Origin of the sequence: Labilibaculum filiforme (genome assembly GCF_002843315.1) — a bacterium.
Taxonomy (GTDB): domain Bacteria; phylum Bacteroidota; class Bacteroidia; order Bacteroidales; family Marinifilaceae; genus Labilibaculum; species Labilibaculum filiforme.
In genome coordinates, this window is the sequence record NZ_MVDD01000012.1 from 1 (window position 1) to 22,827 (window position 22,827).

At 36.1% G+C, this 22,827-nt stretch carries 19 protein-coding genes; 14 read left to right on the forward strand and 5 right to left on the reverse strand.

Features of this window, described 5'->3' with window-relative positions; genetic code table 11:
* Positions 1-155: 155 nt before the first annotated feature.
* A complete protein-coding gene (locus BZG02_RS14815) occupies positions 156-653 on the reverse strand; it encodes a transcriptional regulator (RefSeq protein ID WP_101262225.1) in 498 nt (165 codons plus the stop codon).
* A gap of 4 nt (positions 654-657) precedes the next feature.
* Entirely contained in the window at positions 658-1,038 is a 381-nt protein-coding gene (locus tag BZG02_RS14820) for a hypothetical protein (protein WP_101262226.1), read from the reverse strand.
* Positions 1,039-1,304: 266 nt separating this feature from the next.
* Here BZG02_RS14820 and BZG02_RS14825 point away from each other — a divergent pair, with 266 nt between their 5' ends.
* The 9 genes from BZG02_RS14825 to BZG02_RS14865 all read left to right on the forward strand — a co-directional run bounded on the left by BZG02_RS14825 (position 1,305) and on the right by BZG02_RS14865 (position 8,272).
* On the forward strand, positions 1,305-2,102 hold the full coding sequence (locus BZG02_RS14825) for an EFR1 family ferrodoxin (protein WP_101262227.1): 798 nt from the start codon (positions 1,305-1,307) through the stop codon (positions 2,100-2,102).
* 275 nt (positions 2,103-2,377) lie between these two features.
* Positions 2,378-3,334 (forward strand): calcium/sodium antiporter, encoded by a 957-nt coding sequence (locus tag BZG02_RS14830; protein WP_101262228.1) that lies wholly within the window; start codon positions 2,378-2,380, stop codon positions 3,332-3,334.
* Positions 3,335-3,407: 73 nt separating this feature from the next.
* Positions 3,408-4,010: a DUF1287 domain-containing protein gene (locus BZG02_RS14835; protein ID WP_101262292.1), complete on the forward strand. Its 603-nt coding sequence runs from the start codon at positions 3,408-3,410 to the stop codon at positions 4,008-4,010.
* A gap of 215 nt (positions 4,011-4,225) precedes the next feature.
* Positions 4,226-4,612, forward strand: a complete 387-nt coding sequence (locus tag BZG02_RS14840) for a DoxX family protein (RefSeq protein WP_101262229.1) — start codon at positions 4,226-4,228, stop codon at positions 4,610-4,612.
* A gap of 17 nt (positions 4,613-4,629) precedes the next feature.
* Positions 4,630-5,208 carry a TetR/AcrR family transcriptional regulator gene (locus tag BZG02_RS14845; RefSeq protein ID WP_101262230.1) on the forward strand — a complete coding sequence of 193 codons (579 nt, stop codon included), beginning with the start codon at positions 4,630-4,632 and terminating at the stop codon, positions 5,206-5,208.
* 5 nt (positions 5,209-5,213) lie between these two features.
* Entirely contained in the window at positions 5,214-5,876 is a 663-nt protein-coding gene (locus BZG02_RS14850; RefSeq protein WP_101262231.1) for an NAD(P)H-binding protein, read from the forward strand.
* Positions 5,877-5,942: 66 nt separating this feature from the next.
* Complete coding sequence (locus BZG02_RS14855; RefSeq protein ID WP_101262232.1) at positions 5,943-6,935, forward strand: NADP-dependent oxidoreductase; 993 nt, start codon at positions 5,943-5,945, stop codon at positions 6,933-6,935.
* A 276-nt stretch (positions 6,936-7,211) separates the two neighbouring features.
* Positions 7,212-7,916 (forward strand): type 1 glutamine amidotransferase domain-containing protein, encoded by a 705-nt coding sequence (locus BZG02_RS14860; protein ID WP_101262233.1) that lies wholly within the window; start codon positions 7,212-7,214, stop codon positions 7,914-7,916.
* 128 nt (positions 7,917-8,044) lie between these two features.
* A complete protein-coding gene (locus BZG02_RS14865; RefSeq protein ID WP_101262234.1) occupies positions 8,045-8,272 on the forward strand; it encodes a hypothetical protein in 228 nt (75 codons plus the stop codon).
* A gap of 393 nt (positions 8,273-8,665) precedes the next feature.
* Here the strand turns inward: BZG02_RS14865 and BZG02_RS14870 are convergent, their stop codons facing one another.
* The 3 genes from BZG02_RS14870 to BZG02_RS14880 are packed head-to-tail and all read right to left on the reverse strand — an operon-like array spanning position 8,666 to position 10,978.
* Positions 8,666-9,691 carry a hypothetical protein gene (locus BZG02_RS14870; RefSeq protein ID WP_101262235.1) on the reverse strand — a complete coding sequence of 342 codons (1,026 nt, stop codon included), beginning with the start codon at positions 9,689-9,691 and terminating at the stop codon, positions 8,666-8,668.
* A gap of 38 nt (positions 9,692-9,729) precedes the next feature.
* Complete coding sequence (locus tag BZG02_RS14875) at positions 9,730-10,452, reverse strand: hypothetical protein (protein WP_101262236.1); 723 nt, start codon at positions 10,450-10,452, stop codon at positions 9,730-9,732.
* Positions 10,436-10,978, reverse strand: coding sequence for an RNA polymerase sigma factor (locus BZG02_RS14880; RefSeq protein WP_101262237.1), 543 nt, complete (start codon positions 10,976-10,978; stop codon positions 10,436-10,438). The genes BZG02_RS14875 and BZG02_RS14880 overlap by 17 nt, the downstream gene beginning before the upstream one ends.
* A gap of 211 nt (positions 10,979-11,189) precedes the next feature.
* Here BZG02_RS14880 and BZG02_RS14885 point away from each other — a divergent pair, with 211 nt between their 5' ends.
* The 5 genes from BZG02_RS14885 to BZG02_RS14905 all read left to right on the forward strand — a co-directional run bounded on the left by BZG02_RS14885 (position 11,190) and on the right by BZG02_RS14905 (position 22,815).
* Positions 11,190-11,630: a VOC family protein gene (locus BZG02_RS14885; RefSeq protein ID WP_101262238.1), complete on the forward strand. Its 441-nt coding sequence runs from the start codon at positions 11,190-11,192 to the stop codon at positions 11,628-11,630.
* Between the two features lie 165 nt (positions 11,631-11,795).
* Positions 11,796-13,160 carry a DEAD/DEAH box helicase gene (locus tag BZG02_RS14890; RefSeq protein ID WP_101262239.1) on the forward strand — a complete coding sequence of 455 codons (1,365 nt, stop codon included), beginning with the start codon at positions 11,796-11,798 and terminating at the stop codon, positions 13,158-13,160.
* 164 nt (positions 13,161-13,324) lie between these two features.
* Positions 13,325-18,889 (forward strand): alpha-2-macroglobulin family protein, encoded by a 5,565-nt coding sequence (locus BZG02_RS14895; RefSeq protein ID WP_101262240.1) that lies wholly within the window; start codon positions 13,325-13,327, stop codon positions 18,887-18,889.
* 146 nt (positions 18,890-19,035) lie between these two features.
* Entirely contained in the window at positions 19,036-21,372 is a 2,337-nt protein-coding gene (pbpC, locus tag BZG02_RS14900) for a penicillin-binding protein 1C (protein ID WP_218972251.1), read from the forward strand.
* Between the two features lie 111 nt (positions 21,373-21,483).
* On the forward strand, positions 21,484-22,815 hold the full coding sequence (locus BZG02_RS14905; RefSeq protein WP_101262242.1) for a hybrid sensor histidine kinase/response regulator: 1,332 nt from the start codon (positions 21,484-21,486) through the stop codon (positions 22,813-22,815).
* Positions 22,816-22,827: the final 12 nt, after the last annotated feature.

Consider the following 22,827-nt stretch of genomic DNA (forward strand, 5'->3'; position numbering starts at 1 on the left):
CTTCTATTGCAACTTTTGCTTTAAATGTTGAGCTAAATTTACGACGTGTTCTTTTCATTTTTTCCATGAGTTTAATTTACATTATTTTTCAATTAAGCTCCTGGTCTAATTTTCTTAGGGTATTATACCTTTTTTGATTATAAATCATATCTTTTTTACAGTCCACATTGAAGTAAGCTCTTATCCAGCTCATCTTTTTTGTGATTATCAATATCATCACAATTTTTAATGTAGGAACGTAATAGCTCCAAATTACTTAGGCACATTTTTATTAATCGACCACTAGGCAGAGACGTAACTCCTTCATTTTCAATGTTTGATATTGTATTCTTACTAAATCCTAATATCACACTTAATGTTGATGCTGCAATACGATATTTGTTTCTAAACTCTATAATTTCATTAGGTGATACTGCACCTTTAGAAATTAAGTAAGCACTTTTAAGTGCTTTCATATTTCGATTTATTTGATCTTTAGTATAGTGCCTAACTTCTTTATTCTTATTAATAATACCAGTATTTTCATCTACTTCGCAATCTAAATAATACGCTTCAGTAAATATCAATTTTGTACCCTTAAAAATCTTCTCTACAGATCTTTGTAGTTCATTGGTGGGTTTGTTCTTTCTCGTTAGTATCTTTTTTGCTTCCATAATGTTAGTTTTTAAATGGTTGCTTCATTGGGAAATCTGGAATATGATTCGAAAAAATTAATATTTGTAAACCTTCTGCTTCAAGTCCATATTTTAAATAAATTTCAAGCTTCTCTTTTCCAACAAATGCACGAAAAGCACATACGTTAAAATCAGCACTCCCTGATGGATCTATTCCTCTGAAATAATTCTCTGTGGAAAGATTTAGAATTGTATATTCGATATCATCTGCGTTTATGTCATACTGAAGCATTAAATCTTCCAATTCAGAGCTGGCCTTACTTGTAAAGGTTATCGTAACACCATTTGAAATTCTTCTTCTTGTTTCGTTAATAAAATTTTGTATTAGGTCGATGTTATCAACTGTATATGGTAATTCCGTCATCGGTATAGTCGTAGATGTGTTTATAAGTATTCAATACAAATATATAGAATAAAATACTAAATTCCCAATGGTTGGGAATTTACTCTTGATAGATGATAATAAATTTCATTGATTTCCATTTCTAATTTGTTTTAAGACTTCCTACCTTTAGGACAACTTTAAGAATAAAGGAAAGAATATGAAACGTCCAAGTATAACTCTTTCTACACATAGAGAGATAATGATCTGGTAAGTTCCATAGGGCAAAAACTTGAAATTAGAATCAGATGAAAATACCTGCAGTCAATTTAATATACTTTTCCCCTACAGGAACAAGTAAAAAAATAGTGAAAGCGATTGGACAAGAATTAGGAGCGAAGCAAATCAACGAGTTTGATATAACACCATTGTCTTTTGCTTCATCCGAAAATCCGAAAATTGAGAACGAGCTTTCAATTATCGCTATTCCTGTATATGGAGGACGAGTGCCAGAGCAAGCTTTGGAGCACTTACAAAAATTTGAAGCTAAAAATGCACCTGTTGTGCTACTTGCAGTTTATGGGAATAGGCATTACGATGATGCCTTGCTTGAATTAAAAGATGCGGTATTAGAAATTGGATTTACACCTTTTGGTGCTGCAGCATTTATCGGAGAGCATTCTTTTTCGATTGAAAGTAAACCGATAGCAGTAAATCGTCCTGATGAGGCTGATTTGTTAAAGGCTAAACAATTTGCAGAAGAGTTGTTGCTTAAAATAAAAGATGGAGAAGCAAATGGTTTTAAAGTTTGTGATGTTCCTGGAAATGTTCCTTACAAGGCAAAAGGGAATATGCCCGATATTGCTCCAACCACTATGGAAGAACTTTGCGATTTGTGTGGGATGTGTGCCGATGTGTGTCCGGTTGATGTTATTAATGTGACCGATAAGGTTGTTACCAATGCGAAAGCTTGTATTCGTTGCTGTGCTTGTATTAAGGTTTGTTCTTCGAATGCTAGAGTGTTCGATAATGAATTGATTGATGGGATACGAGAAAGGCTCTTTACAAATTGTTCGGAGCGCAGAGAACCTGAATTTTTTATTTAGAAAATAGAATTCAATATAAAATAGGAAGGATAGCAGGAGTGTTATTCTTTTTTTTGTCGCTATTCCTGATTTGTAATTAAGGACTAATGAGTTTCGAGTTTTTAATTCGGTTTTAAAGAAATAGGAGGATAAATCCGCAACTTCTCATCTGAAAGGCTCTAACTTACAGTAGTTTATGTTGTTGATTTTATTTGGTATTAAAATTTTAATGTGTATGTTTTTGGTATTTGAAAAAACGATATCTTCGATTTGAAAATCAAGATAATTTTAAAAATATGATAGTATCAATTCTATTAATTTTAGTAGGTTTTGTTTTGCTGATTAAAGGGGCTGATTGGATGGTTGGCGGATCGTCGGCACTGGCTAAAAAAAATAACATTTCGAATATTGCTATTGGTCTAACAATTGTTGCTTTTGGTACTTCGGCACCCGAATTAGTGGTGAATTCGTTCGCATCTTTTCACGGACATTCCGATATTGTATTTGGCAATGTAATTGGGAGTAATAATTTTAATTTATTTATTATTCTTGGAATTGTAGGATTGGTTTCTCCTATTGTGGTGCAGTCGAATACGGTTTGGAAAGAAATTCCGCTCTCCTTTTTCGCTGTTGTAATTTTATATCTACTTTGCAATAGCTTCTTGTTTCAGGAAAGTGCTGTACTTAGTCGTCTCGATGGACTTGTATTAATTGTAATGTTTGGGCTTTTCTTGTTTTACGTTTACAAACAATTAAAAACAGAAACTCATGCGCCCGAAATTGCAACAATACCAATGACCACACTTAAAATATGGAGTCTTATTGTAGTGGGTTTATCAGGATTGGTTTTGGGTGGGAAACTAGTTGTGGATAATACCGTTGAGGTTGCCTCAGGCTTGGGAGTAAGCGAAAAGATTATAGGACTAACGATTGTTGCGGCGGGAACTTCATTGCCCGAACTGGTGACCTCGGTAGTGGCTGTCTTGCGTAAAAATAACGACATTGCAATAGGGAATATTATTGGCTCCAATATCTTCAATATTTTTCTAATTCTATCTATTAGTTCCTTTATCCGACCTATTGAATTTACGACTTTATTCAATGTCGATCTTTCTATTTTAGCGGGAGGAACCATATTTTTATTTATCGCAATGTTTACAGGTGTAAAGAAGAAATTAGATCGATGGGAAGCTGCACTTCTCCTAATCAGTTATTTGGCTTATACTGCATATTTAATTAGCAAAGAGTTGTAAATGTCTACTATTTCTAAGATTTTCCTGTTTATGTAGGCGGTGCTGATCATTCTAAAACAAAATTACAATGCAAATGAGAACTCTTTTTTTTATCCTGATTTGTTGTTTTCTTTCCATTGCTGGTCATGCGCAAAGTTTTTCGGATCGATTAGCCAAGGAAGCAATAAAGTTAACAGAACAAAGAGTTGTCTACGATCCTTCTTATTTTTCTATAGCTTATCCTAACGGAGATGTTCCTTCGGATAAGGGTGTTTGCACCGATGTAGTGATTCGAGCTTATCGAAAATTAGGTATTGATTTGCAGAAAGAGGTGCATGAGGATATGAAAGCCAACTTTTCTTTGTATCCTAAAATTTGGGGTTTACAACATCCCGATAAGAATATCGATCATCGAAGAGTTCCAAATCTAATGCGGTTTTTCGAGCGACATGGAGAGGAGAAGCTCATAAGTAGAAATAATTCGGATTATTTACCTGGAGATGTTGTTTGTTGGAATCTGGGAGGAGCAATTACTCATATTGGTATTGTAATTAATAAAAAATCTCAGGATGGAGACCGATATTTGATTGTGCACAATATTGGTGCTGGTCAGGTAATTGAAGACTGCTTATTTGATTTTACCATTATTGGGCATTATGCGTATTCCAAGCAGGTTCGTACTATTTTAAATCTGTAAGTGCATAATTTTCTTTAAAGCTTAGGTCAGTTATTCTCTGAATTAAGCTAAGTTGCCCATGTCTGGGAATGACTTACTTCTAAATGCCTATTTTAGGTTGAAAAGTGCAAGCTATATTTTAAACGTTAATAAAAGTGAACGTTCATTCATTTTGTGAATTATTTGTTTATATTTGTTCTATCAAAATAACAAAAGACAAAAACGGAACGAATAGAATGAAGAATATTTCAAATACAATATGGACCGGGGTTAGATTCTTCTTCGCTTTTTTTATGATAATGGGCGGGGTGCAGCACTTTTTAAAACCAGATTTCTATCTGCCATGGGTGCCAGAATTTTTACCTTTTCCGGTACTAGTCATTTATTTGTCGGGAATTGTTGAGATTGGTTTAGGGCTCTTACTTGTTTTTAGAAGGTATACGAGAATAGCTGCTATTGGCATTTTTGTATTAATGCTTTTGTTTTTGCCGATTCATATTTGGGATATTTTCTCAGATGATCCGGCAATTGGATCGCAGAAAGCAGCCTTAATTCGATTGCCATTTCAGTTTCTTTTTATGGCAATAGCCTGGAAGATCAAACAAGTTTCAGAAAAATTTTAGTAGTAAGATTGAGCAATATGGCAATAAGAGAGAAAAGTAAGGAGAAACGGAATGCCTTGTTAAAAGCCACCTTGAATTTGGTGAATAATAATGGTTTTCATGATGCTCCAATGTCTAAAATAGCAAAGATGGCCAATGTGTCGCCTGCAACTATTTATATCTATTTTGAGAACAAACAGGACCTTATTAATCAACTTTATTTGGAGTTAAAAATATCCTATACCGAGCAGGCTTTTAAAGATTATTCGGAGAATATGCCGGTGAAAAAGGCTTTTGAATTAATTTGGTATAATATTGCTAATTACAAACTAAAACAGGTCGATGAGGCTTGGTTTTTAGCTCAATGCGATAATACCACGATGATTGATGAGAATAGCAGACAGGAAGGTTTAAAACATTTGCAACCCTTGTTGGATTTATGGGAAAAGGGACAGAAGGAAGGCATTATTAAAGATGTGTCACCATATCTTCTTTATGCTTACGCTATTAATCCATTGGCTTTTTTAATGAATATGCAAAAGCGAGAGCTTTACCAATTAGATAAAGAGAGTTTGAAACAAGCTTTTCAGGCTTCCTGGGATAGCATTAGAATATAATTGATATGGGTAAAAGAGCCATTTTATTGGGAGCGAGCGGATTAACAGGGAAAATTCTCTTGAATCGGCTTTTGGAAGACGAAACTTACGATAGCATTCGAATATTTACTCGAAGAAGTTTAGGTTTAAAGCATGATAAGCTAAAAGAATATGTTGTAGACCTCTTACAGTTAGAGAATTACAAAGCTGATTTTGTTGGCGATGAAGTATTTTGCTGCATTGGAACTACAGCTAAAAAAACCAAAGACAAAGCCATTTATCGAAAGATTGATTTTGGTATTCCTGCAACAGCGGCAAGCTTGGCTAAGGCAAATGGAATTAAAAGTTTCCTTGTAATTTCGGCATTAGGAGCAAATGCAGAGAGCACTATCTTCTACAACAAAACAAAGGGCGAAATGGAGCAAGCAGTTTTAGGTCAGGAGATTATAAATACTTATATAGTAAGACCTTCATTAATTAAAGGAAAAAGAGATGAAGATCGCTTGGGTGAAACAATAGGTGCTATTGTTATGAAGGTGTTCCGTCCGTTTTTATTTGGGAAATGGAAAAAGTATCGGGCCATTGAGGCAGAAACAATTGCAAATGCATTGCACGCTCTGGCTCAGTCAAAATCAAGTGATAAAATCATTGAATCAGACAAAATACAAGAAATTGGAGCCTATCTATAAGTGATAGATGGGTTTTTTTATCCTCGAAAGAGAATGAACATTCATTAATAAAAAAAAGAAAATAAAATGAAAACAATACAACTAAATAGCAGACCGGTAGGAATACCTAAATTATCAGATTTCAAATTTGTAAGCGAAGAGCAAGAAAAAATTGCAGATGGTGAAATGCTTTTGAAGGCGTCGTATATTTCTGTTGATCCTTATTTGAGGGGACGAATGATGGAAGGCAAATCGTATATTGAACCTTTTGAGTTGAATAAAGCAATAAGTTCCGGGATGATTGCGGAGGTTATGGAATCAAAATTGAATGGTTTTAGCAAAGGCGATTTTGTATCAGGAATGCTGGCATGGAAAGAAGTACAGGTTTCGAATGGCGAAGGCTTACTAAAGGTAGATGCGCAAAAAGCTGCCTTATCTTCTTATTTGGGAGTGCTGGGAATGACTGGTTTAACGGCTTATTTTGGCTTGTTGGAAATTGGAAAGCCAAAAGCGGGAGAGACTGTTGTAGTTTCTGGAGCTGCAGGTGCGGTAGGTGGAATTGTAGGTCAAATTGCAAAGCTGAAGGGTTGTCGTGTGGTTGGTATTGCAGGTAGCGACGAGAAGGTGAATCAGTTGGTTTCTGAATTTGGTTTCGATGCCGCAATTAATTACAATACAAGCGAGAATATGACACAAGCAATTGCAGAGGCTTGTCCTAATGGAGTGGATGTTTATTTCGACAATGTAGGTGGTGAAATTTCCGATGGAGTAATGATGAATGTGAATCGTTTTGCACGAATTATAGTTTGTGGCGCAATATCCATGTACAATGCTACTAGTGTGCCTATGGGACCAAGAGTGCAACCCATACTAATTAAGAATTCGGTGTTGATGCAAGGTTTTATTGTTTCCAATTATATGGAGAAATTTGGAGAGGCAATTCCACAGTTGGCTAAATGGTTACAGGAAGGAAAACTAACATCCACAGAAACTATAGTAAAAGGTTTTGAAAATACTCCACAGGCTTTTATCGATCTTTTCGAAGGAAAGAACAAAGGTAAAATGATCGTAAAGATCTAATTTATTTATCGAGCTTATAAGTATAGGTTCGATAATAAATGAACGGGTTTTGTCAGCCTGCCGTTAGGCGTGTTGCTAATTCCAAATCGGAGTGCAAATAAGGATCAGGCTGACTTGATTTTTTGCATTCTTTTTTATCTAAGAAAAAGAATGAGCCCAGCGGCTTGAGCGAAAAAAGGGAATGAGTTATTGATGACTTTTATCATGTAAATCAGTAAGTTATTATAATCTTAAGGAAAATAAATACTAATAATAAACAAATAAATTTTAATAGATATGACTTTAACAACAGGTGCTTTAAAAATATTATTCGTGCTAACTTCTCATTCTCAAATGGGAGATACAGGGCACAAAACAGGATTTTGGGTAGAAGAATTTGCCAATCCTTATTATACATTAATCGATCAGGGAGTGGATATTACTATTGCTACGCCAAAGGGTGGTGCTGCACCAATCGATCCAACTTCAAATTTACCACAAAATGCAACAGAGGACACAGAGCGCTTTAATAAAGATGAGGCTGTTCAGAAAAAAATAAATGAAACCATTGCTTTGGCAGCTATTAATTTTGAAGATTACGATGCGGTATTCTATCCTGGCGGACATGGTCCACTATGGGATTTAGCGGAAGATGCTACCTCGGCAAAATTGATTCAAGATTTTAATGAGGCTAAAAAGCCAATCGCTTTTGTTTGTCATGCTCCTGCAGCTTTGAAAAATGTGAAAAATGCTAAAGGTGAATTCTTGGTGAAAGGAAAGAAAGTAACAGGATTTACCAATGAAGAAGAGGAAGCTGTGCAGTTGACTAATGTAGTTCCATTTTTGGTAGAAGATATGCTAAAAGAGAATGGTGGAATCTACAGCAAAGGGGATAATTGGGCTGCTTATGCCGTTGAGGATGGAAACTTAATTACCGGACAAAATCCTGCATCATCTGCTCTTGTAGCCGAAATGTTACTGAAAATGCTTCAAAAGAAGTAATTTTAAATAAAATACTCATAAAAAGAGCCTTTGAATGATTTTTTGTCATTCTTAGGCTCTTATTATTTGAAATGAATTCTTCTAACTACCTTTGCAATAGAAACCGTAATCCCAAACAATTTAAAGCTATGGACCAAGAAGATTTCGATGCCATCAAGAAAATTAAAAAAGAAAATAAGCAAGCCTTCAATCCTTGGTCAAGAAAAGATGATGATGAACTAATCAATCTGTTTTTTGATGGTGTGCCGGTTGGCGAAATGTCTATTAAATTGAAGCGTACCAAAGGAGCAATTCGCGCCCGAATCCGCAAAATGGAATTGATTCATATTAAAAAGAAAGATCCTTCTAAAAAATAGGAGCTAGAATAAAATCAAAAATCCTCCTTGAGACTGAAAACTCAAAGGGGATTTTGTTTTGTATAGATTTGAGCTTATTTGAAGCTTAAAGGTTTATTTATAACACATTTGCCATTACATTATTTTCTTTTGTACTTACAGCACTTATTATTTTGATATGGATTGATTACTACTACATTACATCCCTACTGGATTTTGAATAGCTCCAGAGGAGCGAGAATATGGTAGCTGGCAGACGATAATCAATAAAAAGAGCCCCGTAGGTGGCGATACTTGTTTATTTGTCAGATTTTGGATCTTGAAGATTCAAGAATGGCCCCTCAGAGTGAAGAGCCACCTCTTAAAATTATAGATTTTAAGAGGTTTCAAAATCTATGGATATGTCTTTGTGTTTTAGAAATGAACTTTAACTTTTATGCCAGGAAAAGCATCCTTAAAAATATCGTTGAAATAGATTTGTGGAACGACACTTATGTTATCGTTTATTTTCTTTTCTATGCCAAGACGGAAGGAGGCTTTTTCAAATAAATCGCCATTTCGTTTCACCAAGTATCCTAAATTTAATCCGTACCAATCTCCTTTATTCGGATTTTTCGAGAAATTTCGTTGATAACCCAAATCTACCCAATGATTGATGTTTTCTTTTCCTGATGAAAAATCGTACATCCATTCGTATCCTAAAGAAAAAGCTTGTTTGGCTAAGTTTTTGTTTCCAAGTTGAAATGTCATTTTAGCATAAAAAGTCCCATTCCATTCTCCTTTTACATTTTCAAGTGAAGTACCTCCGCTTAAAATAATTTGATTGGTTGCAGGCGACAAAATAGTATTTCGGTGAAGCATTTCTGCTGAATTGTCTTTGTTTATTTTTACCCAAGCGACAAAACGGGAAGATTTAAAATACCAATCATTTTCCTTTCTGATTTGTTGATCTGTATTTTTTAGAATTTGTGAGAAGTCATATTTTGTAAGTTCTTTTAATTGATCAATTCGATCAAAATAAATGGCGATTTGAGAGTTAAGTTCTAGCTTGTTATGTCCATTAATCATTAAGGCAACAGCTGTGTCTACAGGAAAAGAAATACGCCTAGTTGTGGTTATCTCCTCTAATGTAATGGTGTGTTGATCATCTTTGTCATACTCTTTTATGGTAGAACATTTAATAAGAATGGATTTATTCTCCTCTAGTTCTGTAATGTTTAAAACAGTCCAGCGTGTAAGAAAATCCCCAAGTAGTTTTTTAATTTCAAGATTATCAGCTAAATCATGTTTGCCATCATAAGTGCTTCTGCCTTCAATACTGGTTCCATTAGGCATTTGCATGCGAATGGTATCCGGATGAAATTTGTTTTCTTGGCTAGCAATTACTTTTATCGAAAAAAGAAGAAGGAGTCCGCTAAGGATTACTATTTTATTTGTCATGTGTGTTTTATTAATGAGTGAATGAACTGGGTTCGTAATTATTTCATCGTGATATCTTTAAACAATGGCGCCGATGTTTCAGACTCGCGAGACTTATTCTTAAATGTGATTTTAAACCTTTTATTGGGATTGTTTGTTGTTGTTTTAATCTTCTGTTTATTTTTAGATAAAGCCAGTAAAGCTTCTTCATTAATATCAATAGATAGTCCTTGAGATGGATTTTCACCTTTTCTACTTTCTAATTGTTGTGCATACCAGCTTGTAGCTTCTTCCAAATTGGTTGTTAGTGTGTTAATGCTATCGTTTAAAGAATTATTAGCCAGTTGCTGTTCGCTTAATTGTTGTTGTAATGCTTTATTTTCCGAAGCAATTTGCTCTATTTTTGCACTTAAATTTGCTAAGGCCATTTTTGCTTGCTCCGAATCAACTGTTTTAATCTGTGTTTTATAAATAATTTCAGTTGCCACTTCTTTTTGGGCGATTTTAGCCTGTAAAGCTTTCGCTTGATTTAGTTCAATTTGCAATTTGTTTTGACTCATTTGTAAGCATTGGTTCACTCGGTAAGAATAGCTCAAACCTCCCAGTAAGATTAAGATAATTGCAATAGAAGCAACCCGAAACCAGGTAATAATAAATACCTTGTTTTTTGTAGGCATGTTCATAGAATTCCATACTGCAGATTTGTCGAAGCCAACCGTGTTTTTCTCATTATCCCACGATTCGAATGCATTCTTTATTTGTTTTTCAACGGACTGCTTCATATCTCACCTCTGTTTTAGTAATCATTTGTTTTAATAACTTTCTAGCCTTACTCAACTGCGATTTCGATGTACCAATTGAGATACCTAGTTTTTGTGCAATCTCTTCATGTTTGTAGCCTTCAATTGCATACAGACTAAAAACAGTTCGGTAACCATCCGGCAAATTCAGCACCATTTGAATTAAATCATCTTCCAATAATTTCTCATCACTGCTTAGTTCCGATTCTTCAATGTCCTCAATCAATTCAATGGTATTCGAAAATTTAAGGTTCTTTCTAATTTCCATTAGCGATTGATTGATCGCAATTTTTTTCATCCAGGCTTTTAGTACGTGTTCTTCTTCGATGTCTGTCTTTTCAATGCTATTAAAAATATTCATAAAGCTTTGAGAAAGTACATCTTGACATAAGTCTCTGTTGTTTATATACCGATAGCAAATACGATACAGATAATCGGCATATTGCCCGTATAGCTGTTCCTGAGCTTTCGGTTTTTTATTCTTAAGAGCCTTTATAAATTTCTTCACAAGCCGAGATCATAATTATTTTCTACAAACATAATAATGCAGATTCATTTAAAAAGGTTGCCTGAGGTTAAAATTATTTAAAAGAATAATTTTGTTTCCTATCGAATGTATTCGTTTTTTGAGAATTAGAGAGGGTTTTTATTTTGATTATAATGGGAAAGTTTAGTAATTTAAGACTTCGTAGTCTGAAATGGATTTAAAATACTGATTTATGACAACACTTAATGTTTACTTGACTTTTAACGGGAATTGCGAAGAGGCATTCCACTTTTATAAATCTGTTTTAGGAGGAGAATTTGCTCATGTAGCACGATATGGCGAAATGCCACCGTCGGATAATTGTCCAGCTGTTCCCGAAGAGGATAAGAATAAAATCATGCACGTTTCCCTACCAATAAGTAAAGAAACTGTTTTAATGGGATGCGATTCGTCAGAAGCTTTTGGACCACCTGTAGTTCAAGGGACTAATTTCTCTCTATCGATAAATGCAGGTACAAAAGAAGAAACGGATCGAATATTTAAAGCACTTTCTGTAGGTGGACAAGTTACTATGCCATTAGATGATACTTTCTGGGGCTCCTATTTCGGGATGTTTGTCGATAAATTTGGTATTCAGTGGATGATAAGTTATGAAATTACTGAACATCAATAGATTTACGAAGGAATAAAAAGAGATTGTCATACAGTCCAATGAATCGGTCTTATTTGATTTTGAAACTTTAGTAGCTTGTAATTGTTTGATTTAGAACTTATTTGGACTTTGTGCTATTAATCCAAACTATTAGACTACCTTTGCCGCTCAATTTTAAGAACATTTATGACATTTGACAAATTAGAAATTATTGCGCCCATTCTAAAAGCGATTGAGGCAAAAGGTTATACACATCCCACTCCAATTCAAGAGAAATCAATACCCATTTTACTTCGCAAAAGAGATTTATTAGGTTGTGCACAGACAGGAACGGGTAAAACAGCAGCATTTGCAATTCCAATTTTACAGCATATTTATAATGATGCAACACCAGAAAAAGGTCGTCGCAAAATTAAAGCTTTAGTAGTTACTCCAACTCGCGAATTAGCGATTCAGATTAAAGATAATTTTTCGGAGTATGGCAAGTATACCGGTATTGTTAATACAGTGATTTTTGGAGGCGTAAAACAAGGCGCTCAAACACAGGCTTTAAACCGAGGTGTTGATGTATTGATTGCCACACCAGGTAGATTGCTGGATTTAATCGGACAAGGTTATATCTCGTTAAGAGACATTAAATATTTTGTTTTAGATGAGGCCGATCAAATGCTTGATATGGGCTTTATTCATGACATTCGTAGAATTATTGATATGTTGCCTAAAAAAAGACAATCCTTGTTTTTTTCTGCAACAATGCCATCAAGTATTGTAAGTTTGGCGGGCAAAATATTAGGTAATCCTGATAAAGTAACCATAAAGCCAGAGCAAACTACGGCCGAAAAGGTTGGACAATCGCTTTATTATGTGAGTAAAAAAGCAAAGCCAAAATTGCTTGTTTTTCTGCTAAAAACCGAAGATACAGATTCTACTTTGGTGTTTACCAGAACAAAGCATGGAGCCGATAAGGTAGTTAAAGGTTTGCAAAAAGCTGGCATTCAGGCCGAAGCAATTCACGGCAATAAATCTCAGAATGCTAGACAGTTGGCTTTAAATAACTTTAAAAATGGCAGTACGAAAGTTTTGGTTGCTACCGATATTGCAGCCAGAGGGATTGATGTGTCCGAATTATCTTTGGTTGTAAATTACGACTTGCCAAATATTCCAGAAACTTACGTGCATCGTATTGGAAGAACGGGTCGTGCAAGTGCAAGCGGTAATGCAATTTCATTCTGCGATACGGATGAAAAACCTTACTTAAAAGATATTCAGAAGTTAATAAAACAAGATATAGAAGTAGTTAAGGAGCATCCTTTTCTTTTAGATGGAGTTGATAGCCTTGTGGCCGAGGAAGAAAAACCACAAAGACAAAGACAAAGGGGAAGATCATCTAAATCTTCAAAACCATCAAATTCATCCAGATCATCAAACTCTTCGAGGACATCGACTTCATCGACTTCATCGACTTCTTCGAAATCATCAAAATCAGGAAGTAATGATTGGCGTCGTGGTAATTCTACCTCAAGAAGAAGACCACAGAAGAAATCAGAATAAAAGTAAATTCTAAATAGATAGAAAGCTGAAAAGGATATCCTTTTCGGCTTTTTTTCGGCTTATTATCAGTAAAATAGGTTTAATTATGATTGTCAATAAGTTTTGATTAATCATTTCTTATCCTTAATATTATGCTGAGTTAATAAAATCGTACAATTCACAAAATGAAAAAGAAATTCTACCTCCTAATTTCGCTGGCGATAGTTATCCTGGCAAGCTTTTCCTGTAAAAATAATAAGAGTGCAAAACAACAAGTTGATCCCGGTTTTGGGCAATACATTTCCGCATTTACTTCTGGTGTGGTCTCAGCTGGTACAGTCATTCAAGTAAGGTTAGTGAATGATTACGATCAGGAAATAGTTCCGGGACAGGAATTGGAAGCTGGAATTGTTAGTATTACGCCTTCGGTAAAAGGAAAAGCTTATTGGAAAGATCCTCGTTGTATCGAATTTCGACCAGAGACCAGATTAGAATCGGGAAAAGATTATAAGGTGAATGTGAAGCTGTCAAAATTGATGAAAGTGCCTGCGGAATATGCCGAGCTAAGCTTCAACTTTCAAACCATAGAGCAAAATTTTGCACTTACTGGAGAGGGCTTGCAATCTTACGATAAAACAAATATGCTTTATCAAAAATACAAAGGATATATTACTACTGCCGATGTAATTGTTGATGATGAGATTGAGTCGGTTTTGACTGCAACAATGAATTCGAAGAAAAAAAATATTGAATGGATACATGCTGCAGATGGAAAACAGCATTATTTTGTAGTGGATAGCTTAAAAAGAGAAGAGGAGAGCGGAGAACTAGAATTGGAATGGAATGGACGATCCATTGGAATGGATGAAAAAGGAGATTTGGAAATTGAGATTCCTGCTTTAAATGTTTTCAAGGTAATGAGTGTTCAGGTATTTCAACAGCCAGAGCAGTATCTTTCTGTCCGTTTTTCCGATCCTTTAAATAAGAATCAGAAACTGGATGGTTTAATTCGTATCGACGGACTTACTAACTTGAAGTTTATTGTAGAAGGAAATGAGGTGCAGGTTTATCCGGCTTACCGTTTATCAGGAACTAAAACGGTAAGATTTGAAGAAGGAATTCAGAATGTAATGGAATATGCTTTGACGAAAAGCTCTAAAATGGAAATTACTTTTGAAGATATTAAACCAGCGGTTCGTTTAATTGGAAAGGGCGTTATTTCTCCTTCATCGCAAGGATTGATTTTGCCATTTGAAGCCGTTAGCTTAAAAGCTGTTGATTTGAGAGTTGTTGAGATATTCGAAAATAATGTGCATCAGTTTTTGCAGGATAATCGAATGGGAGAGTCCGATAATATCAAAAGAGTAGCTCGTTTGGTATTGCAAAAACGAATTGATTTAGGAACCAATCGTGCCGTTGATTTGCGAAAATGGAACGCTTATACTTTGGATATTGCAAACTATATTGATGTAAAACCCGGATCGATTTATCGACTTGAATTGCGTTTTAAAAAAGAATATGCATTGTATGCCTGCGGAACAGAGCAGGAAACGGATATTGCTTTAAATAATTTGGACGATATAGTTGCTCAAGAGCAATTCGAGAACGAAATGGAAGATTGGGATCAACCAGGATGGTATGAGTCCTACTATTATCCTGCCGGATATACGTGGAGAGAGGAAGAGAATCCTTGTCACGTATCCTACTATAACGGAGAACGCTTTGAGAGTCGAAATATTTTTGCTTCCGATTTGGGGATTATTGCCAAAGGAGGAAACGATAAATCAATAACTTTTGCTGTTTCGAATTTAATTACTGCAGAGCCGGAAAATTCAGTAGAATTGGAAGTGTACAACTACCAAAAACAGTTAATGGCTAGAAGTAAAACCGATAAAAATGGATTGGCTAAAGTACAATTAGATAGACAGCCGTTCCTTTTGGTGGCAAAAAAAGGAAAGCAACGTGGCTATTTACGTTTGGATGATGGTTCGGCCCTTTCGCTTAGTAATTTTGATATTGGCGGACAAGTGGTTCAAAAAGGAATAAAAGGATATTTGTATGGCGAACGTGGGGTTTGGCGTCCAGGAGATAATCTTTATTTAACCTTTGTTTTAGAAGATTCTAATGATATATTACCAGATAATCATCCGGTAGTGTTTGAATTGATTAATCCTCAAGGACAAACCGTTTCGCACAAGGTAAGTACTGGAGGAACCAATGGTTTTTACTCATTTACAACAGCAACGGATGCCGAAGCTCCAACAGGAAGCTGGACTGCCAGAATAAAAGTAGGTGGTGCAACTTTTACAAAAGCGATTAAAATTGAAACTGTTAAGCCAAATCGTCTAAAAATTAAGCTGGATTTTGAATCTGAGGTTTTAAAATCTTCTTCGGCAAATCAAAAGGCCAATTTGGAAGTGAAATGGCTTCATGGAGCTATTGCCCGCGATTTAAAATCAAATATTAGTTTGCGCTTAACTCCTACAAAAACTTCCTTCGATAAATATCCTCGTTATACTTTTGATGATCCTTCGAAAGAATTTTATGCCGACGAGCAAGTTATTTTTGATGGAAAAGTAGATCAGGAGGGAAAAGCAGTTGTGAACTTGGATTTACAAGGTAATAAATCGGCTCCAGGAATGCTGAATGCCAATTTTATCACTCGTGTATTTGAAGAAGGTGGTGATTTTAGTATCGATATGCAACGAGTAAAGTTTGCTCCTTATCCATCATTTGTAGGAATTCAAATGCCCGAATCGGAGAGAGGTTGGTACCTGACCGATACAGATCATGAAATTCAAATTGCTACTGTAAATTCGAACGGTGCACCTGTTGATCGAACAGATCTTGATGTTAAGGTTTATAAGATTGATTGGCGATGGTGGTGGGATGCTGGCGAGGAAAATTTAGCTTCCTATATTAGTCGTTCTTCTACAAGAATAGTATCTCATAAAAAAGTAAGTACCAAGCAAGGAAAAGCAAAATTTAAGCTCAATATAGAATACAACGACTGGCATGATTACGGACGTTATTTAATCCGCGTAAGCGATCCCGTAAGTGGACATTCAACAGGGGAAACTGCCTATTTTTCGAAATGGTATGGTCGCACGCCCGAAGGAATGCCTGGCAATGCAAGCATGCTTTCTTTTACTTCTGATAAGGATAAATATCAGGTTGGCGAAAAGGCCAAAGTAACAATTCCTTCGTCAAAATCAGGAAAAGCATTGGTAAGTATAGAAACGGGAGCAAAAGTTTTGCAGGCTTTTTGGGTAGATACAGAGTCGAAAGAGTCTGAATTTTCTTTTGAGATTACTCCAGAAATGGCACCAAACGCATATGTTAGCGTTAGCTTGGTGCAAGCTCATGCTCAAACCGAGAATGATTTACCAATTCGAATGTATGGAGTGATTCCAATTTTGGTTGAAGATCCAAATACTCGATTAAATCCGGAAATTAAAATGTCGGATGTTTTAGAGCCCGAAAAAGAATTCGAAGTGAAAGTTTCTGAGAAAACAGGGAAAGCAATGACCTATACTTTGGCCGTGGTTGATGATGGTTTGCTTGATTTGACTCGTTTTACGACTCCAAATCCTTGGAATACGTTTTATGCTCGCGAGGCTTTAGGTGTGAAAACTTGGGACATGTACGATTTTGTGATGGGAGCATTTGGTGCTAGATTAGAAAAAGCGTTTGCCATTGGAGGGGATGAAGATTTAGGCGAAAAGAAGCAAGCCAAAGCCAATCGGTTTAAACCTGTGGTAATGTTTTACGGACCGTTTACATTACATGCTGGCGATAGTAAATCGCATAAAATTACCATGCCAAATTACGTTGGATCGGTTCGTACTATGGTTGTTGCAGGCGATAATGGAGCATATGGCGCAGCAGAAAAAACTTGTCAGGTTCGCAAACCATTAATGATATTAGCAACTTTGCCAAGAGTGCTTGGTCCAACCGAATTGGTGAAATTGCCGGTTACAGTTTTTGCAATGGATCCCAAAATTAAGAATGTAAAAGTTAGAATTGAACCAAATGAGTTTCTGATAAGTAAGAGCGGTCTTGAAAAAAGTATTGCTTTTGAAAAAACGGGAGAACAGATCGTTAATTTTGATTTAAAAGTGGCTTCAAAATTGGGTATTGCCAAAGTAAAAGTTTTTGCCGAAAGTGGAAGTGTAAAAACTTCTTACGATATAGAACTGGACGTACGTAATCCCAATCCACGTGTTGTAAATGTAAGCGACACCTTACTAAAAGCAGGTGAAAGCTGGGCGAATGTATTAAATCTGCCAGGAATGGACGGTACCAATAAAGGAATTTTGGAATTGTCTAAAATGCCACCAATCGATTTTGGCCGTCGTTTAGAGTACCTCATTGGATATCCTCACGGATGTATTGAACAAACAACTTCATCTGTTTTTCCTCAGTTGTATTTAGATAAAGTAGTGAGTTTGAATGCCGAACAAAAAGCCCGGATTTCTAAAAATGTTCAGGCTGGTTTAAATCGATTATTGAGTTTTCAAATGCCAAATGGTGGGTTTAGTTATTGGCCAGGAGGAGATTATGAAAGTGATTGGGGAACTAGTTATGCCGGACATTTTATGCTGAAGGCCGAAGAAATGGGCTATACTTTACCAATGGGTTTAAAGGCTGCCTGGTTACGATATCAAAAGTCGGTGGCTAAAAGTTGGGAGAATGCTTCCTATCGTGGTGGTGTTTACTATTCTCGTCACGATTTATTGCAGGCTTATCGATTGTTTACTCTTGCCGAAGCAGAAGCTCCTGATTTGGCTTCCATGAATAGAATGAGAGAACAAACAAAACTTTCAGCAGCTGCGAAATGGAGATTGGCTGCGGCTTATCGTTTAATTGGACAAACAGGAGTTGCCGAAAATTTAATCGAAAATCTGGGAACCGAAGTGGAAGCTTATCGGGAACATTCCGGATCTTTTGGTTCTGATACTCGTGATAGAGCAATGATTTTGGAGACTTTAAGTTTGTTAAATAAAAAAACAGAGGCTTTTCCTTTGGTGCAGAAATTATCAGCAGAATTATCAAGTAATTCTTGGATGAGTACGCAAACAACAGCATTTTGCTTGATTGGAATGGCTGAGTTTGCTGGTCGTGGAGATACAAAGAAATTGAGTGTTTCCTACTCCTTAAATGGTGGTGCAAAGCAGGAATTACAAAGTACCAACCCAATTATTCAAATTCCTTTGGATTTAAAAACCGGGAAACCTAGTGTGAAAGTTAATAATCTATCCGATGGAGTTCTTTATGCACGGGTAAGTATAAGCGGTATTCCTGCAACAGGAGATCAGACTTCGGCAGAAGAAAATCTGAAAATGAGGATTACCTACAAAGATATGCAGGGAAATTCAATGGATGTGAAGAGCTTGCAACAGGGAACAGACTTTAAAGTAGAAGTTCGTATTGAAAATCCGGGTGTGATGGACAATTATGAGCAAATGGCTTTAACGCAGATATTTCCTTCGGGATGGGAAATTGTGAATACTCGCTTTGGAGATGTTGATGAATTGGAAAAATCAGATGCACCAACTTATCAGGATATTCGTGACGATCGGGTGTATACCTATTTTGATTTAGAGCGAAATAGAAGTAAAACTTTTTCGATGACTATGAATGCTGCCTACGTAGGAAAATATTATCTTCCAACCGTAAATTGTGAAGCCATGTACGATGATCGTATTCATGCCCGCAAGCCTGGTGAATGGGTTGAGGTTGTGAAATAGCGTTACATTTTTTAACCTGTCAGAGTCTGAAAGACCTGACAGCGTTTTTTTAATTGGAAAACAATAGATTCAAAAAGGAAGCTTTCTTTTAGTAAATGAAAATACCCAAATCAAAATATTGCCAATCTAAAAAATGCCACATTTTTATGTTGGCATTTTTGCTGTTGGGTATTGTTTTTTGGTTTTGTTTGCCATCAAAATTGTTTCACGATCCTACCTCAACTATTCTTTACAGTAGAGAAGGAAAGTTACTTGGTGCACGAATTGCAAATGATGGACAATGGCGATTCCCAGAATCGAAGCAGGTGCCGGAAAAATTTGAAAAATCTCTCTTAGCTTTCGAGGATCAGTATTTTTATTCTCATCCCGGAGTAAATCCAATTTCTATGGGAAGAGCTTTAATTCAAAATTTAAAAGCTGGTCATGTGGTGAGTGGAGGAAGTACGCTTAGCATGCAGTTAATTCGTATTTCCCGAAAAGGAAAGAGTCGCAACATTTATCAGAAATTAATTGAGATCATAAAATCAATTCGTTTGGAGTTGGGATATTCTAAAAAAGAAATACTCGCTTTGTATGCTTCTCATGCTCCTTTTGGTGGAAATGTGGTTGGGTTGGAAGCCGCTTCGTGGCGTTTTTTTGCGCGAAATGCCGAGGATTTATCATGGGCGGAAGCAACTACTTTAGCTGTGTTGCCAAATGCTCCAGCTTTAATTTATCCGGGAAGAAATACGAATCAACTTCGAGATAAACGAAATCGGTTATTAGATAGATTGTGGAGAAAAGAAATTATTGACTCCTTAACTTGTAAACTGGCAAAGTTGGAGGAGATACCTTCTAAAATTCATTCTCTACCCATGCTGGCTCCTCATTTATTGGATCAAGCAAATTTGGAGTATGCAGGGGAACGCATTACGAGTTCGCTAAATTATCGGCTCCAATTACAAGTTAATGAGTTGGTTCGAAAATATCAGCAAAATTTCGAGGCCAATCAAATTCATAATATGGCTGTTTTGGTTTTAGAGGTGGAAACAGGTCAAAGTATCGCCTATGTTGGAAATACTGCAAGTCTTACTGTTGATAATCATGGAAATCAGGTAGATGTGATTCGAGCAGCACGTAGTACCGGCAGTGTTTTAAAACCATTTTTGTTTGCAGGCATGCTAAATTCTGGCGAAATTTTGCCAAATACTCTCATTCCCGATATCCCTACGCAGATAGCAGGCTATTCGCCGAAGAATTTTAATCTTCGATACGATGGTGCTGTTCCGGCTCAAGTTGCATTGTCACGCTCTTTAAATGTACCAGCAGTTCGTATGCTTCGCGATTACGGAGTGGAACGCTTTCATCATCTAATGAGTAAGTTGGGGATGACTACTCTAAATCATTCATCTGGGCATTATGGATTATCATTAATATTAGGAGGTGCAGAAGGTTCTTTATGGGATTTATGCGGAATTTATTCAGGTTTGGCAAGAAGTTTAACGCACTACAATCAGTTCAATAAAGCTTATTTTTCAACGGATATACGAGAGCCTTTTTATCGATTGAAAGACTCTGTGCAACTTGGGAAAAAAGAATTTCATTCAAGATTAAGTGCAGCTTCAATCTATCAAACTTTCGATGCCTTGCTCGAAGTAACTAGACCGGATGATGAGAATGGATGGAAATCTTTTTCTTCAACCCGTAAAGTGGCTTGGAAAACAGGCACCAGTTTTGGTTTTCGGGATGCTTGGGCTATCGGAACAACACCTAACTATGTAGTTGGAGTTTGGGTGGGAAATGCCGATGGCGAAGGTCGTCCAGGCTTAACGGGTGTAAGTGCAGCAGCTCCTGTCATGTTCGATGTGTTTAATTTACTTCCATCGGGTTATTGGTTTGATATTCCTTTTGAAGAAATGGAGGAGATTCCGGTTTGCAGACAAAGTGGTTACAGAGCTGGCCGTTGGTGCGAGACTATTGATACCATGTGGGTTTGTAAAACAGGATTGGAGACTAATTCTTGTCCGTATCACCGATTGGTACACTTAGATGCCAGTAAGAGGTATCAGGTAAATTCTAAGTGCGAGAAAGTGAGCAATATGCAACATGTAAACTGGTTCGTTTTGCCTCCGGCGATGGAATGGTATTATAAAAAAAGGAATGCCTTATATCGCCCTTTGCCTCCCTTTCGGGATGATTGTTCTGGTGTTCAGAATCAGGAAGTGATGGAGTTGATTTATCCACGAGGAAACGATCAGATTTTTGTTCCCATCGATATGGATGGAACTCGTGGAAGGGTTGTTTTTGAGATGGCACATCACGATCCAGAGGCGGAAGTGTTTTGGCACCTCGATGGAGATTTTATAGGAACAACTGTTTTTCTTCATCAAAAGGAGTTAAGTCCCGATGAGGGGGAGCATGTTCTTAGCTTAGTGGATAATCATGGCAACACATTATACAAAAACTTTACTGTGGTGGGTAGGAATGACCGAGAAGTTAACTAACAGGACAAATTATTAATTCCTTTTGGAGATATTGGTTTTTCGGGTTAAAAGTTTATCTTTAGTTTATTGGCTACTTAAAATAAGTTTTTCGAATATACAGAAGAAAAATATATGGTAAAGATTAAATTCGAGCATAAAATTCTGATATCCTATTTGTTAGTAGGAGGATTATGGATTTCTTTCTCGGATAGATTATTGATAAAAATAATCTCGGATCCCGTATATATGACAGAAATACAAACCTATAAAGGTTGGTTTTATGTTTTAGTAACCGGTTTTTTGTTTTACATTTTACTAAAAAAGCATTTGCTAAAAATTCGGGATGCAGAAAAAAAAGCTAAAGAGAGTGATTCCTTAAAAACTGCTTTTTTGCAGAATATATCGCATGAAATTAGAACCCCAATGAATGGGATAGTTGGTTTTGCAGGACTTTTGAAAGAGAATGGTTTAACAAAGGAACAAAAGGAAATGTACCTCGACATTATTACTAAAAGTTCGGATCAATTGCTGATCGTAGTGAACGATGTATTGGATATTTCATTAATAGATTCAGGAAATGTGACCATAAATAAGACCCAGTTTCACCTGAATGATTTTATGGAGCAAATTTATTCTGCACATGGAACTATGCTAAGGGATGGCTTTTCTCTTGAATTAAATAATACGCTTGCTAGTGCGAATCATATCGTTTTTACCGATCAGGTTAAACTAATACAAGTGATTGATAATTTGATTGATAATGCGATAAAGTATACACTAAAAGGAGCGATTGAGTTTGGTTGCGAGATAAAGGAGAATCAATTGTTATTTTTTGTAAAGGATTCGGGAATAGGTATTGCTCCCGAATATCAAGATAAAATTTTTGATCGTTTTCATAGGGCCGAGATTGAAACAACTAAAACTATTGGTGGTGCAGGTCTAGGTTTATCCATTTGTAAGGGGAATTTAGATTTATTGGGAGGAGATATTTGGGTAGAATCTAAATTGGGAATTGGTTCTAAATTCTTTTTTACAATCCCTTGTGATTTTGTTGTTCAAGAAATTACTGAAGAGCAAAAGGAAGATATTGAATGGGAGGTAAGCCCTGGATATGTGCTTGTTGCCGAAGATGAAGAATATAATTTCCAATATATTTCGAGAATATTGACAGATGCAGGTATTAATTTTGTGAGAGCCACAAATGGGAAGGAAGCTGTAGATATTTGTAGAAATAGTTTAAATATAGATTTGATTCTGATGGATATTAAAATGCCGGTATTAAACGGATATGATGCTGTGAAAATAATTCGCGAATTTAAGAATGAAATTCCTATTATTGCCCAAACAGCTTTTGCCATAGGGGATGAAAAACAAAAGGCTTTGGATGTTGGGTGTAATGATTACATCGCAAAGCCTTTTAAGAAAGATGAGTTGTTGCGTAAGATTAAACGAAATAGAATATAATTAGGGAGTTTT